Raw genomic sequence first — 14,435 nt, forward strand, 5'->3', positions numbered from 1 at the left:
CGTTACTGTCGTTTTGCAGTAACACGCTTGATGCATGATTGCGGCCTGGCCTAGTCCAGGCCGTTTTTATTTGTGCCTCAACTGCTTAGCGAAATAGCGGGCAGACTAAGATCAGAAGTTAAAAGTTGTAAGCCCAAGGTAAATAGCCGGTAAAGGCGCTTTTCTAAATGCGCCCCAGTGCTTATCTTTCAGCCTCCCAAAGAAGAAGCTCTCGCGCCCAATGGTTGATCATTCCATGCAATCCTCCCCCCGTAAGTCCCGCCGCTGGCTGTTCGGCCTGCTTGTGCTGCTGGTTATTGCCGGCCTGTGCTGGAAGTTCTGGCCCGGCAGCCATAAGGATGGCGCCGAAAAGCCTGCGGGCCATGCCGGCAAGACGGGGATGATGCGCCCGGGGTTCGGCGGCTCCGCCGGCCCGGTGCCGGTGCGCGTGGCGCCAGCCGTGCTGGGAGAATTCCCGGTGTACTACAAGGCGCTGGGCACCGTGACCGCGCTCAATACCATCAATGTGCGTAGCCGGGTGGGCGGCGAGCTGGTGAAGATCGCCTTTGAAGAAGGCCAGATGGTCAAGGCCGGCGACCTGCTCGCCGAGATCGACCCGCGCAGCTACCAGAACGCCTTGCTCCAGGCCCAGGGCACGCTGATGCAGAACCAGGCCCAGCTGAAAAACGCCCAGGTCGACGTGCAGCGTTACCGCGACCTGTACGCCCAGGACAGCATCGCCAAGCAGACCCTGGACACCGCCGAAGCATTGGTCCTGCAATACCAGGGCACGGTCAAGACCAACCAGGGCGCAGTGGATGACGCCAAGCTCAACCTCGAATTCACCAGGATCCGTGCGCCGATCAGCGGCCGCGTCGGCCTGCGCCAGGTCGACGTGGGCAACCTGGTGGCGGCCAACGACACCACCTTCCTCGCAGTAATCACCCAGACCCAGCCGATCAGCGTGGCCTTCACCCTGCCGGAAAACACCCTGGAAACCGTGCTCACCCGCTACCACGCCGGCAACAAGCTGCCTGTAGAGGCCTGGGACCGTGGCGACGTGAAGAAACAGGCCACCGGCGTGCTGCAAAGCCTGGACAACCAGATCGACGTCACCACCGGCACCCTGAAATTCAAGGCGCGCTTCGATAACAAGGACCAGGCGCTGTTCCCCAACCAGTTCGTCAATGTGCACCTGCTGGTCGACACCCTGCATAACGTGGTGCTGGCGCCGTCGGCGGCGATCCAGTTCGGCAACACCGGCACCTTTGTCTACGTGCTGGATGGTGACAAGAAGGTCAAGATGCAGCCCCTGGTGGTCGGCGATACCGATGGCGACAACACCGTGATCAAAGAGGGCCTCAAGGCCGGTGACCGCGTGGTACTGGAAGGCACCGACCGCTTGAAGGATGGCAGCGAGATCGAAGTGGTCAACGACAGCAACGAAGTGCCGACCACCCCGACCGAACACCTGCAAGGCAAGCCTGGGGCTAAAGGGGAGACCGGCGTCACCGCCGGCAAGGCGCAAAAGGTCGGTTCATGAACCTGTCGCGGCTGTTTATCCTTCGCCCGGTCGCCACCACGCTGAGCATGCTGGCCATTGTCCTGGCCGGTATCATCGCGTACCGCTTGTTGCCGGTGTCGGCCTTGCCCCAGGTGGATTACCCGACGATCCGGGTAATGACCCTGTACCCCGGCGCCAGCCCGGACGTGATGACCAGTGCGGTCACCGCGCCGCTGGAGCGCCAGTTCGGGCAGATGCCCGGCCTGACGCAGATGGCCTCCACCAGTTCCGGCGGCGCGTCGGTACTGACCCTGCGTTTCAACCTCGACATCAACATGGATGTCGCCGAGCAACAGGTGCAGGCCGCGATCAACGCCGCCACCAACCTGTTGCCCAAGGACCTGCCGGCGCCGCCGGTGTACAACAAGGTCAACCCGGCGGACACTCCGGTGCTGACCCTGGCGATCACCTCCAAGACCATGCTGCTGCCCAAGCTCAATGACCTGGTCGATACGCGCATGGCGCAGAAAATCGCGCAGATCAGCGGCGTTGGCATGGTCAGCATCGCCGGCGGCCAGCGCCAGGCGGTGCGCATCAAGGTCAACCCCGAGGCCCTGGCGGCCAACGGCTTGAACCTGTCCGATGTGCGCACGCTGATCGCTGCGTCCAACGTCAACCAGCCCAAGGGCAATTTCGACGGGCCGACCCGTGTGTCGATGCTCGATGCCAACGATCAGCTAGTCTCGCCCGCGCAATACGCCGAACTGATCCTGGCCTATAACAACGGCGCGCCATTGCGCCTCAAGGACGTGGCACAGATCGTCGACGGCGCCGAAAACGAACGCCTCGCTGCCTGGGCCAATGAAAACCAGGCCGTGCTGCTGAATATCCAGCGCCAGCCGGGGGCCAACGTGATCGAGGTGGTGGACCGCATCAAGGCGCTGCTGCCGAGCATCACCGACAACCTGCCGGCCGGCCTCGACGTGACGGTGCTCACCGACCGCACCCAGACCATCCGCGCCTCGGTCAAAGACGTGCAGCACGAATTGCTCATCGCCATCGCCCTGGTGGTGATGGTGACGTTCCTGTTCCTGCGCCGGGTCAGTGCCACGATCATCCCGTCCATCGCCGTGCCGCTATCCCTGGTGGGCACCTTTGGCGTGATGTACCTGGCCGGATTCTCCATCAACAACCTGACGCTGATGGCGCTGACCATCGCCACGGGGTTCGTGGTGGATGACGCGATCGTGATGCTGGAGAACATTTCGCGCTATATCGAGGAAGGCGAAACGCCGCTGGCCGCGGCGCTCAAGGGCGCCAAGCAGATCGGCTTCACCCTGATTTCCCTGACGCTTTCGTTGATCGCCGTGCTGATCCCGCTGCTGTTCATGGCTGACGTAGTCGGGCGCCTGTTCCGCGAATTCGCCATCACCCTGGCGGTGGCGATCCTGATTTCCCTGGTGGTGTCCCTGACCCTCACGCCGATGATGTGCGCGCGCCTGCTCAAGCGTGAGCCCAAGGAGGAAGAGCAGGGGCGTTTCTACAAGGCCAGCGGTGCCTGGATCGATTGGTTGATCGCGCGTTACGGGAGCATGTTGCAGTGGGTGCTCAAGCACCAGCCGCTGACCCTGCTGGTGGCTATCGCCACCCTGGGACTCACCGTATTCCTGTACCTGGTAGTGCCCAAGGGCTTCTTCCCGGTGCAGGACACCGGCGTGATCCAGGGTATTTCCGAAGCGCCGCAGTCGATTTCCTTCGCCGCCATGAGTCAGCGCCAGCAGGAACTGGCCAAGATCATCCTGGCTGATCCTGCGGTGGAAAGCCTGTCGTCCTATATCGGTGTGGATGGCGACAACGCCACACTCAACAGCGGGCGTTTGTTGATCAACCTCAAGGCCCACGGACAGCGTGACCTGAGCGCAGCCCAGGTGATCACCCGTTTACAGCCGGAGATCGACAAGCTGGTGGGCATCCGCCTGTTCATGCAGCCGGTGCAGGACCTGACCATCGAAGACCGCGTGAGCCGTACCCAGTACCAGTTCAGCATGTCCTCGCCGGACGCCGAGCTGCTGGCGTTGTGGAGCGACAAGCTGGTGCATGCGCTCAGTCAGTTGCCGGAACTCACGGATGTGGCCAGCGATCTGCAGGACAAAGGCCTGCAGGTTTACCTGGTGATCGACCGCGATGCCGCCTCGCGGCTGGGCGTGAGCGTGTCGACCATCACCGATGCGCTGTACGACGCCTTCGGCCAGCGGCAGATTTCCACCATCTACACCCAGGCCAGCCAGTACCGCGTGGTGTTGCAGGCCCAGTCCGGTGAAACCCTGGGGCCTGATGCACTGAACCAGATCCATGTGAAGACCACCGACGGCGGCCAGGTGCGCTTGTCGAGCCTGGCCCACGTGGAACAGCGCCAGGCGCAGTTGGCGATTGCGCATATCGGCCAGTTCCCGGCGGTGATGATGTCGTTCAACCTGGCCCCCGGCGTTGCGTTGGGCAAAGGCGTGGAGCTGATCAACCAGACCCAGAAAGACATCGGCATGCCGGTGGGCGTGCAGACCCAGTTCCAGGGCGCGGCCCAGGCGTTCGAAGCCTCGCTGTCGAGCACCTTGCTGCTGATCCTGGCGGCGGTGGTCACCATGTACATCGTGCTCGGTGTGCTCTACGAGAGTTACATCCACCCGATCACCATTCTCTCGACCTTGCCATCGGCGGCGGTAGGGGCGTTGCTGGCCTTGCTGCTCAGCGGCAATGACCTGGGCATGATCGCGATCATCGGCATCATTCTGTTGATCGGTATCGTCAAGAAGAACGCGATCATGATGATCGACTTCGCCCTCGACGCCGAACGCAACCAGGGCCTCGACCCGCAGACCGCGATCTACCAGGCGGCGCTGCTGCGCTTCCGGCCGATCCTGATGACCACCCTGGCAGCGTTGTTCGGCGCGGTGCCGTTGATGCTGGCCACTGGTTCCGGCGCTGAGTTGCGCCAACCGCTGGGCCTGGTGATGGTCGGCGGGCTGCTGGTGAGCCAGGTGTTGACGCTGTTCACCACCCCGGTGATCTACCTGTACTTCGACCGCCTCGGGCGCCGCTGGCGCAAAGAGCCGCAAAGCCTGGAGCCGGTTGAGTCATGAACCTGTCCGGACCTTTCATCCGCCGGCCGGTCGCGACCATGCTGCTGAGCCTGGCGATCCTGTTGCTCGGCGGCGTCAGCTTCAACCTGCTGCCGGTATCGCCGCTGCCGCAGATCGACTTCCCGGTGATCGTGGTGTCGGCCAGCTTGCCCGGTGCCAGCCCCGAGGTGATGGCGTCTACCGTGGCCACGCCGCTGGAGCGTTCGTTCGGCGCAATTGCCGGCATCACCACCATGAGCAGTTCGTCAAGCCAGGGCTCGACCCGGGTGATCCTGGCGTTCGATTCCGACCGCGACATCAACGGCGCGGCGCGGGAAGTGCAAGCGGCGATCAACGCCTCGCGCAACCTGCTGCCCAGCGGTATGCGCAGCATGCCGACCTACAAGAAGATCAACCCGTCCCAGGCGCCGATCATGGTGCTGTCGCTGACCTCGGACGTGTTGCAGAAGGGCCAGCTGTACGACCTGGCCTCGACCATCCTGTCCCAGAGCCTCTCGCAGGTTCCGGGTGTGGGCGAAGTGCAGATTGGCGGCAGCTCCTTGCCGGCCGTGCGCATCGAACTGGAACCCAAGGCTCTCGACCAGTACGGCGTGGCCCTCGACGATGTGCGCAACACCATTGCCAACGCCAACCAGCGCCGGCCCAAGGGCTCCCTGGAAGACAGCGAGCGCAACTGGCAGATCCAGGCCAATGACCAGTTGGAAAAAGCCAAGGACTACGAGCCGCTGCTGATTCGCTACCAGAATGGCGCAGCCTTGCGCCTGGGGGATGTGGCCAGGATCAGCGACGGTGTGGAAGACCGCTACAACAGCGGCTTCTTCAATAACGACTCGGCGGTACTGCTGGTGATCAACCGCCAGTCCGGCGCCAACATCATCGAGACGGTGCGGCAGATCAAGGCGCAATTGCCGGCGTTGCAGGCGGTGCTGCCGTCCAACGTCAAGCTGAGCCTGGCCATGGACCGCTCGCCCGTGATCACCGCCACCTTGCACGAAGCCGAGATGACCTTGCTGATTGCCGTGGGGCTGGTGATCCTGGTGGTGTACCTGTTCCTGGGTAACTTCCGTGCCTCGCTGATCCCGACCCTGGCGGTGCCCGTGTCGCTGGTCGGCACATTCGCGGTGATGTACCTGTACGGGTTCTCGTTGAATAACTTTTCGCTGATGGCGTTGATCCTGGCCACCGGCCTGGTAGTGGACGATGCCATCGTGGTGCTGGAGAACATCTCCCGGCACATCGACGAAGGCGTGCCGCCGATGAAGGCGGCGTACCTGGGCGCCCAGGAAGTCGGCTTTACCTTGCTGTCGATGAACGTGTCGCTGGTGGCGGTGTTCCTCTCCATCCTGTTCATGGGCGGGATTGTCACCAACCTGTTCCGCGAGTTTTCCATCACCCTGTCGGCGGCGATCATCGTGTCGCTGATTGTCTCGCTGACCCTGACCCCGATGCTCTGCGCGCGCTGGCTCAAACCCCATGTCAAAACGCAGATGACCGGTTTGCAGCGCTGGAGCCAGAAGGTCAACGATCGCATGGTCGCCGGCTACGCCACCAGCCTGGACTGGGTGCTGCGCCATCGACGCCTGACCCTGCTCAGCCTGTTGCTGACCATCGGCATGAACGTGGCGCTGTACGTGGTGGTGCCGAAAACCTTCATGCCGCAGCAGGACACCGGCCAGTTGATCGGCTTTGTGCGCGGTGATGACGGCCTGTCGTTCAGCGTGATGCAGCCGAAGATGGAGATCTTCCGCAAGGCAGTGCTCAAGGACCCTGCGGTGCTCAGTGTGGCCGGCTTCATTGGTGGCAACAACGGCACCAACAACGCGGTGATGCTGGTACGCCTCAAGCCCATCAGTGAGCGCAAGATTTCTGCCCAGGCGGTGATCGAGCGCCTGCGCAAGGACGTGCCGCTCGTACCGGGCGGTCGGCTGTTCCTGATGGCCGACCAGGACCTGCAATTTGGCGGCAGTCGCGACCAGACCAGCGCGCAGTATTCCTACATCCTGCAAAGCGGCGATCTGGCGGCACTGCGCCTGTGGTACCCGAAAGTGGTCGCAGCCCTGCGCGAGTTGCCAGAACTCACCGCCATCGACGCCCGCGAAGGCCGGGGCGCTGCGCAGGTCACATTGATTGTCGACCGCGACCAGGCCAAGCGCCTGGGGATCGACATGAACATGGTCACGGCCGTACTGAACAACGCCTACAGCCAGCGGCAGATTTCGACGATCTACGACAGCCTCAACCAGTACCAGGTGGTGATGGAGGTCAACCCGAAATACGCCCAGGACCCGATCACCCTCAACCAGATGCAGGTGATCACGTCCACGGGGGCACGGGTGCCGTTGTCGACCATTGCCCATTACGAGAACAGCCTGGCCGACGATCGCGTCAGCCACGAAGGCCAGTTCGCCTCGGAAAACATCGCCTTCGACATGGCGCCCGGCGTGACGGTGGAGCAGGGCACAGCCGCCATCGAGCGGGCGATTGCCAAGGTCGGCTTGCCGGAAGATGTGATCGCCAAGATGGCTGGCACCGCGGATGCCTTCGCCGCCACGCAGAAGGGCCAGCCGTTCATGATCCTCGGCGCGCTGGTGGCGGTGTACCTGGTGTTGGGCATTCTGTATGAGAGTTACATTCATCCTTTGACGATCCTTTCGACGTTGCCGTCGGCGGGTGTCGGCGCCATGCTCGCCATCTACCTGACGGGAGGCGAGTTCAGCCTGATCTCGCTGCTGGGCCTGTTCCTGTTGATCGGCGTGGTGAAGAAGAACGCGATCCTGATGATCGATCTGGCATTGCAGTTGGAGCGTAATGACCGCATGGGCCCGCTCGAATCGATTCGCAGTGCCTGTCTGCTGCGCTTGCGGCCGATCCTGATGACCACCCTGGCGGCCATCCTCGGCGCCTTGCCGTTGCTGCTGGGTGCCGGCGATGGCGCGGAAATGCGTCGTCCGCTGGGCCTGACCATTATCGGCGGCCTGGTGTTCAGCCAGGTCCTGACCCTTTACACCACCCCGGTGGTTTACCTTTATCTCGACCGCGCGCGCCACCGCTTCAACGCCTGGCGCGGCGTGCGGACCGATGCTGCCCTGGACACTGCGCTATGACCGATTCAACCAACGCCCCCGGCTCCACTGTAGGAGCGAGCTTGCTCGCGAAAAACGCCCAGGCACCGCGTATCTCCCGGGTTGGCGCGTTATCGTTGACGACCTTGGCGAGCAAGCTCGCTCCTACAGTAGGGCTGGCGTTGTTGCTCAGCGCCTGCGCCGTTGGCCCCGACTACAAACGCCCGGACGTGGTCGAACCGGCACAATTCAAGGAAGCCCAGGGCTGGCGCCAAGCCACGCCCAGCGATTCCCTGGCCCGTGGTGCCTGGTGGGAGTTGTACGGCGACCGCCAGCTCAATGACCTGGTGCTGCGCCTGAACAGTTCCAACCAGACCGTGGCCCAGGCCGAAGCACGCTTTCGTCAGGCCCAGGCGCTGGTGCGCAGTTCCCGTGGGGCGTTTTACCCCACCGTTGACCTGAGCGCCGGCAAGACCCGCGCCAGCCAGGGCACCGGCAGCAGCAGCGCCAGCCTCAGCAGTTCCAGCAGCGGCATTCGCGACACCCTCAACGCACAGTTGGGCGTGAGCTGGGAGGCGGACATCTGGGGCAAGTTGCGCCGTGGCCTGGAGGCCAACGAGGCCAGCGCCGAAGCCAGCTCGGCGGATTTGGCAGCGATGCGCCTGAGCCAGCAATCGGAACTGGTGCAAAGCTACCTGCAACTGCGCGTCATGGACGAACAGACGCGCCTGCTGCAAGCGACCCTGGAGACTTATCAGCGCTCCCTGCAAATGACCGAAAACCAGTACCGCGCCGGTGTTTCCGGCAAGGACGCGGTGGCCCAGGCGCAAACCCAGCTCAAGACCACCCAGGCCAGCCTGATCGACCTGATCTGGCAGCGCGCCCAGCTGGAAAACGCGATTGCAGTATTGATCGGCGAAGCGCCAGCCAACTTCAACCTGGCGGTCAGCAAAGACATCCCGGCACTGCCGCAGATCCCGGTGAGCCTGCCTTCGCAACTGCTTGAGCGGCGCCCGGACATCGCCTCGGCCGAACGCTCGGTGATCGCCGCCAACGCCAATATCGGCGTGGCCAAGGCTGCCTACTACCCGGACCTGACCCTGAGCCTGGCCGGTGGTTATTCCAGCAGCACCTACGCCGACTGGATCAGCCTGCCGAACCGCTTCTGGTCGGTGGGACCGAAGCTGGCCATGACCCTGTTCGATGGCGGCCAGCGCTCGGCGGAAGTCGACCGCACCGTGGCCTCCTATGACGAAACCGTCGCCAAGTACCGCCAGACTGTGCTGGATGGTTTCCGTGAAGTGGAAAACTATATGGTGCAACTCAAGGTGCTGGAGGACGAGGCGGTGGTCAGCAACGAAGCGCTGGCGGCAGCACGCGAGTCGCTGCGCCTGACCCAGAACCAGTACAAGGCCGGGCTGATTGCCTACCTGGATGTGGTTACCGTGCAAGCCACGGCGTTGAGCAACGAGCGCACGGTGCTGACCTTGCTGCAGACGCGCCTGGTGGCCAGTGTGCAACTGATCGCCGCCTTGGGCGGTGGCTGGGATGGACAGACGCCGATTGCCGACAAAAATTAGCGATGAACTCGATCCCATGAGCGGGCTTGCTGTGGTGAGCGGGCTTGCCCCGCGTTGGAGTGCGTAGCGCTCCCGTTTTTTGGGGCCGCTGCGCGGCCCAGCGCGGGGCAAGCCCGCTCACCACAATAAGCCCGCTCACCACCGCCCACCGCCATATTTGACCTCAGCAAACCCTCGTTTCTGAGCCATAGGATTGGCGTCAAAATGCCACTAATGGCGCTCTGATAATTAATCAACTGTTCAAGAATTATTCTCGCTACAATCGCCCGCTTTGCCATTTCGCACGGGCCTCTCGGGCTCGCTGTGCACGAGAAGTCCCATGCTCATCGGTAGTTATTCGCCCTCACTGGTCGTGATCTCACTGTTCGTCGCGATCCTCGCTTCCTATACCGCGCTGGACCTTTCCGGGCGCATCGCCACCGCCAAGGGGCGCGCCGTTTATTTATGGATCACTGGCGGGTCCATGGCGATGGGGGTGGGGGTGTGGTCGATGCACTTCATCGGCATGCTGGCTTTGCGCTTGCCGTTTGCCCTGGGCTTCGACCTGGGGATTACCGCGCTGTCGTTGCTGATTGCGGTGCTGTCCAGCGGCTTTGCACTATGGCTGGTCAGCCAACCGCGCCTGCCGGCCTGGCAGCTGGGGTTGGGGGCGCTGATCATGGGCACCGGCATTGCCAGCATGCACTACACCGGCATGGCGGCGATGCGCATGACGCCGGGCATCGACTACGACCCGACGTTGTTTGGCGCTTCGTTATTGATCGCGGTGGTGGCCTCCGGCGCAGCGCTGTGGATCGCCCATAATTTGCGCCGCAATACGCCGTATGTGCGCCTGGCCCGTGGTGGGGCGGCGGTGGTAATGGGGTTTGCCATCGTCGGCATGCATTACACCGGCATGGCAGCGGCCCGCTTTGCCGATGAAAGCTTCTGCGGGGCGGCACTGAACGGGTTGAGCGGCAAGGGCCTGGATAACCTGGTGCTGGTCACCACCCTGGCGGTGCTGGCCATCGCTTTACTGACTTCGTTGCTCGACGCACGCCTGGAAGCGCGCACGGCGGTACTCGCCGACTCCCTGAGCCAGGCCAACCAGGAGCTGACCCACCTGGCCCTGCACGACATGCTCACCGGGCTGCCCAACCGCACCTTGCTCGCCGACCGCATCCAGCAAGCCATGCAGGCGGTGAAAGAGCAGGGCGGCTGCTTTGCGCTGATGTTCATCGACCTGGACGGCTTCAAGCCGGTCAACGATGCTTTTGGCCATCATATGGGCGACCAGCTGCTGCGCGAAGTCGGCCAGCGCCTGCGCGAAGACTTGCGCAGCCACGACACCCTGGCGCGCATCGGCGGCGATGAGTTCGTATTGCTGGTGCAACTGACCCAGCCGGACGATGCCCTCGGCCTGGCCGAGCGCCAGGTGGTGCTGATCAACCGCGCCTTTCAGGTGGCCGAACATGAGCTGAAGATCTCCGCCAGCGTGGGCATCGCCATGTTCCCGGGCAACGGCAATAATCCCCAGGAATTGCTGATGAACGCCGATGCCGCGATGTACCACGCCAAGGGCATGGGCAAGAACGGCTACAGCTTCTTTGATGCGTCGATGAACACCAACGCGCGCAAGCAATTGCAGTTGTTGCAGGACTTGCGCAATGCCGTCGAACAACAACAATTCCGCCTGTACTACCAGCCCAAGTTCGACGCGGCCAGTGGCATTGCCGTGGGGGCCGAAGCGCTGTTGCGCTGGGAGCACCCACAACAGGGCCTGTTGTTGCCGGCGACGTTTATCGAACTGGCGGAAAAGACCGGGCTGATCATTCCCATCGGCGAATGGGTGCTCAATGAAGCCTGCCGTCAAATGAGCCTGTGGTACGCCCAGGGCTACGAAGATTGGCGCATCGCCGTGAACCTCTCGGCGCTGCAGTTCTGTCACGCCGGGTTGGTCAAGAGCGTGGCGGCGGCCCTTGAGCACCATCAGCTGCCCGCCAACAACCTGACCCTGGAGATCACCGAGACCACCGCCATGAGCGATGCCGATGCGAGCATGACGGTGTTGCAGCAGTTGTCGGACATGGGCGTCGATCTGTCCATCGATGACTTCGGTACCGGTTATTCCAGCCTGATGTACCTCAAGCGCTTGCCGGCCAACGAGTTGAAGATCGACCGTGGGTTTGTGCGCGACCTGGAACACGACAGCGACGACGCGGCTATCGTCTCGGCCATTGTCGCCCTTGGCCAGGCCCTGGGGCTGCGGATTGTCGCCGAGGGCGTGGAAACCGACGTGCAGCAGAACTTCCTGACACGTCTGGGCTGCAACTCCCTGCAAGGTTACCTGTTGGGTCACCCGCTGCCCGCCGACGGTTTCATGGTCGATATCCAGCGTGCCGAAGGTGCTTTAGCGCCTGACAAAAGCCGTGCGTGACGGTTAGTATCGGGTTCAACCCTATACATCAGGTTGAATCAGGAGACCGAACGCATGGACAAAGTCGTCATCATCACCGGAGGCAGTCGTGGGATCGGCGCCGAGACGGCATTGCTGGCCGCTCGCCAGGGTTATCGCATCTGCATCAACTACCAGTCCGACGAAGAGGCTGCCCACCGTGTGCTCGAACAAGTCCGCGCCCTGGGCGCCCAGGCGATTACCGTGCGCGCCGACGTGAGCATTGAAGATGAAGTGGTTGCACTGTTCCACCGTGTCGACACCGAACTGGGCCGTGTCACCGCACTGGTCAACAACGCCGGCACTGTGGGACACAAGTCCCGTGTGGATGAAATGTCCGAGTTCCGTATCCTGAAAATCATCAAGACCAATGTGCTGGGGCCGATCCTGTGTGCCAAGCACGCGGTGCTGCGCATGTCGCCCAGACATGGCGGGCAGGGCGGCAGCATCGTCAACGTGTCGTCGGTGGCGGCGCGCTTGGGCTCGCCCGGTGAGTATGTCGACTATGCCGCCTCCAAGGGCGCGCTCGATACCTTCACCATTGGCCTATCAAAAGAAGTGGCGGGTGAGGGCATTCGCGTCAACGCGGTGCGTCCTGGCTACATCTACACCGACTTCCATGCCCTGAGCGGCGACCCGGACCGGGTCAGCAAACTCGAATCCGGTATCCCCATGGCCCGTGGCGGGCGCCCGGATGAGGTGGCAGAAGCGATTATCTGGCTGCTGTCGGACAAGGCGTCGTATGCCACCGGGACGTTCCTCGATCTGGGCGGTGGCCGCTGAAGTCCGGGCATTCATGCGCCCAGGTTTCTTAGCACCTCGTAGCCCTGTTCCGCAAAGGCCACCAGCAAGCGTGCCTCCGAGTTTTTGCGGGTGGAATAGCCCGCATTGTGAAAACCGTTGATTTTGCCATCGCGACTTTCGCTGTGGCCCACTGTGCGGTCATTCACGTTATCCAGGAAGTTGACCACCCGAGCCAGGTTGTAGGCTGCATCGGCGCGCGAACGGGCGCTGGGATTCGCGGAAGTCCAGTCACCCAGTTGAAGTTTGAGCAGGTCGGTAGTGGGGTAGCTGTCTCGGCGCCGTAATAGATGTTTGACCGCCGGATTGGCGTTGATAATCTGTTTGGCGCTACGTTGGTCGCCGGATGGTCGACCTTCCGGGTGGCTGGGAGCATTGCGCCAATTCTGCTCCGTGAGGTGTAGGGTGATTGCAGGGCGATTGTTGGTGTACATGAGGAGCTCGGTATCAAGGAGAAGTCACTGGTTGGCATCATGCCGGGTTAGGTTCCAGTGACTGTGTTACGACTAAAACGGACATATCCGTTACCTAAAACGACCGCACAATCCGCCCCAACGTCTCCATCGCCTTTTCCGACGCCTCTGTCCACGGACTGCCATAGTTCAGGCGAATGCAGTTCCTGAAGCGCTGGGTCGCCGAGAAGATCGGCCCCGGCGCAATGCTGATGCCCTGCGCCAGGGCCATCTGGAACAACTTCAACGAATCCGTCTGCTCCGGCAACTCCAGCCACAGGAAGTACCCGCCGGCCGGTTGGCTCACCCGCGTCTGTGCCGGAAAGTAGCGCGCGATGGCGGCCAGCATGGCGCTTTGCTGTTCTTCCAGGGCATAGCGCAACTTGCGCAAGTGCCGGTCATAGCCGCCGTGCTGCAGATAATCGGCAATTGCTGCCTGGGCTGGCATGGAGGGGCACAGCGACGTCATCAGTTTCAGGCGTTCGACCTTCTGTGCAAAACGCCCGGCCGCCACCCAGCCCACGCGATAGCCGGGAGCCAGGCTCTTGGCGAAAGAACCGCAATGCATCACCAGGCCCTCTGTGTCGAAGGCCTTCGCGGGTTTGGGGGCCTGTTGCCCGTAATACAGTTCGGCGTACACGTCATCTTCGATCAGTGGCACCTGATGCTCGCGTAGCAGTTCCACCAGCGCCTGCTTTTTTGCTTCCGGCAGCGTCGCGCCCATGGGGTTCTGGAAGCTGGTCATGGTCCAGCAGGCCTTGATCGGGTAGCGCTGCAGGGACTGCGCCAGGGCGTTGAGGTCGATGCCGTCGCGCGGGTGTACGGGGATCTCCACTGCCTTGAGTTTCAAACGCTCCAACACTTGCAGGCAGGCGTAGAACGCCGGCGCTTCGATGGCGACCAGGTCACCTGGTTCAGTGACAGCTTGCAAGCACAGGTTGAGGGCTTCCAGGGCGCCGTTGGTGATCAGCAGCTCTTCCATGGGCAGCATCAGGCCGCCGACCATGTAGCGCAGGGCGATTTGCCGACGCAGCTGCGGGTTGCCCGGCGACATGTCGGTCACCACCAGGCGCGGGTCCATTTCCCGGCTGGCGCTGGCCAGGGAGCGGGCCAGGCGCGGCAACGGGAACAGCATCGGGCTGGGGAACGCCGAGCCGAAGGGTACGGTGTTGGGGTCCTTGATCGAGTCGAGCACCGAGAACACCAATTCGCTCACGTCCACTTCGGTGGACTCGTGCACTTGCTCACTCACCACCGGCTCGGAAAACGGGCTAGGCGCGTGGGTGTTGACGAAGTAGCCGGAACGCGGCCGTGCGCGGATCAGGCCACGGCGCTCCAGCAGGTAGTAGGCCTGGAACACCGTGGACGGGCTGACGCCATACGTCTGGCTGGCATAACGTACCGAGGGCACCCGCTGGCCGGGGCCAAGCACGCCGGAGCGAATCAGTTCTGCGATGTCGTCGGCGAATTTTTCGTAGCGTTTCAT

At 62.7% G+C, this 14,435-nt stretch carries 8 protein-coding genes; 6 read left to right on the forward strand and 2 right to left on the reverse strand.

Going from position 1 to position 14,435, the window contains the following annotated elements:
- Window positions 1–220: 220 nt before the first annotated feature.
- The 6 genes from BLR69_RS04520 to BLR69_RS04550 all read left to right on the forward strand — a co-directional run bounded on the left by BLR69_RS04520 (window position 221) and on the right by BLR69_RS04550 (window position 12,479).
- Window positions 221–1,522 carry an MdtA/MuxA family multidrug efflux RND transporter periplasmic adaptor subunit gene (locus tag BLR69_RS04520; RefSeq protein WP_071492588.1) on the forward strand — a complete coding sequence of 434 codons (1,302 nt, stop codon included), beginning with the start codon at window positions 221–223 and terminating at the stop codon, window positions 1,520–1,522.
- Window positions 1,519–4,620: an MdtB/MuxB family multidrug efflux RND transporter permease subunit gene (locus tag BLR69_RS04525; RefSeq protein WP_071490594.1), complete on the forward strand. Its 3,102-nt coding sequence runs from the start codon at window positions 1,519–1,521 to the stop codon at window positions 4,618–4,620. Before BLR69_RS04520 ends, BLR69_RS04525 begins: the two co-directional genes overlap by 4 nt.
- The gene (locus BLR69_RS04530) at window positions 4,617–7,724 is read left to right on the forward strand and encodes an efflux RND transporter permease subunit (protein WP_071492587.1); all 3,108 of its coding nucleotides are present in this window, start codon (window positions 4,617–4,619) and stop codon (window positions 7,722–7,724) included. Before BLR69_RS04525 ends, BLR69_RS04530 begins: the two co-directional genes overlap by 4 nt.
- Window positions 7,721–9,262, forward strand: coding sequence for an efflux transporter outer membrane subunit (locus BLR69_RS04535; RefSeq protein WP_071492586.1), 1,542 nt, complete (start codon window positions 7,721–7,723; stop codon window positions 9,260–9,262). Before BLR69_RS04530 ends, BLR69_RS04535 begins: the two co-directional genes overlap by 4 nt.
- A gap of 319 nt (window positions 9,263–9,581) precedes the next feature.
- Complete coding sequence (locus tag BLR69_RS04545; protein ID WP_071492585.1) at window positions 9,582–11,678, forward strand: putative bifunctional diguanylate cyclase/phosphodiesterase; 2,097 nt, start codon at window positions 9,582–9,584, stop codon at window positions 11,676–11,678.
- Between the two features lie 54 nt (window positions 11,679–11,732).
- The gene (locus tag BLR69_RS04550; RefSeq protein ID WP_071492584.1) at window positions 11,733–12,479 is read left to right on the forward strand and encodes an SDR family oxidoreductase; all 747 of its coding nucleotides are present in this window, start codon (window positions 11,733–11,735) and stop codon (window positions 12,477–12,479) included.
- Between the two features lie 11 nt (window positions 12,480–12,490).
- Here BLR69_RS04550 and BLR69_RS04555 read toward each other — a convergent pair whose 3' ends face one another.
- Window positions 12,491–12,931, reverse strand: coding sequence for a hypothetical protein (locus tag BLR69_RS04555; RefSeq protein WP_071492583.1), 441 nt, complete (start codon window positions 12,929–12,931; stop codon window positions 12,491–12,493).
- Window positions 12,932–13,025: 94 nt separating this feature from the next.
- The gene (gene mapR / locus BLR69_RS04560; RefSeq protein ID WP_071492582.1) at window positions 13,026–14,435 is read right to left on the reverse strand and encodes a GntR family transcriptional regulator MpaR; all 1,410 of its coding nucleotides are present in this window, start codon (window positions 14,433–14,435) and stop codon (window positions 13,026–13,028) included.

The organism is Pseudomonas azotoformans, assembly GCF_900103345.1.
Taxonomy (GTDB): domain Bacteria; phylum Pseudomonadota; class Gammaproteobacteria; order Pseudomonadales; family Pseudomonadaceae; genus Aquipseudomonas; species Aquipseudomonas azotoformans.

What these genes read in the sequence shown, in the direction of transcription:
- BLR69_RS04535 (WP_071492586.1), top strand. Translation starts at nt 7,721, where the DNA reads ATGACCGATTCAACCAACGCCCCCGGCTCCACTGTAGGAGCGAGCTTG.
- BLR69_RS04520 (WP_071492588.1), top strand. Translation starts at nt 221, where the DNA reads ATGGTTGATCATTCCATGCAATCCTCCCCCCGTAAGTCCCGCCGCTGG.
- BLR69_RS04550 (WP_071492584.1), top strand. Translation starts at nt 11,733, where the DNA reads ATGGACAAAGTCGTCATCATCACCGGAGGCAGTCGTGGGATCGGCGCC.
- BLR69_RS04530 (WP_071492587.1), top strand. Translation starts at nt 4,617, where the DNA reads ATGAACCTGTCCGGACCTTTCATCCGCCGGCCGGTCGCGACCATGCTG.
- BLR69_RS04555 (WP_071492583.1), bottom strand. Translation starts at nt 12,931, where the DNA reads ATGTACACCAACAATCGCCCTGCAATCACCCTACACCTCACGGAGCAG.
- BLR69_RS04525 (WP_071490594.1), top strand. Translation starts at nt 1,519, where the DNA reads ATGAACCTGTCGCGGCTGTTTATCCTTCGCCCGGTCGCCACCACGCTG.
- mapR (WP_071492582.1), bottom strand. Translation starts at nt 14,435, where the DNA reads ATGAAACGCTACGAAAAATTCGCCGACGACATCGCAGAACTGATTCGC.
- BLR69_RS04545 (WP_071492585.1), top strand. Translation starts at nt 9,582, where the DNA reads ATGCTCATCGGTAGTTATTCGCCCTCACTGGTCGTGATCTCACTGTTC.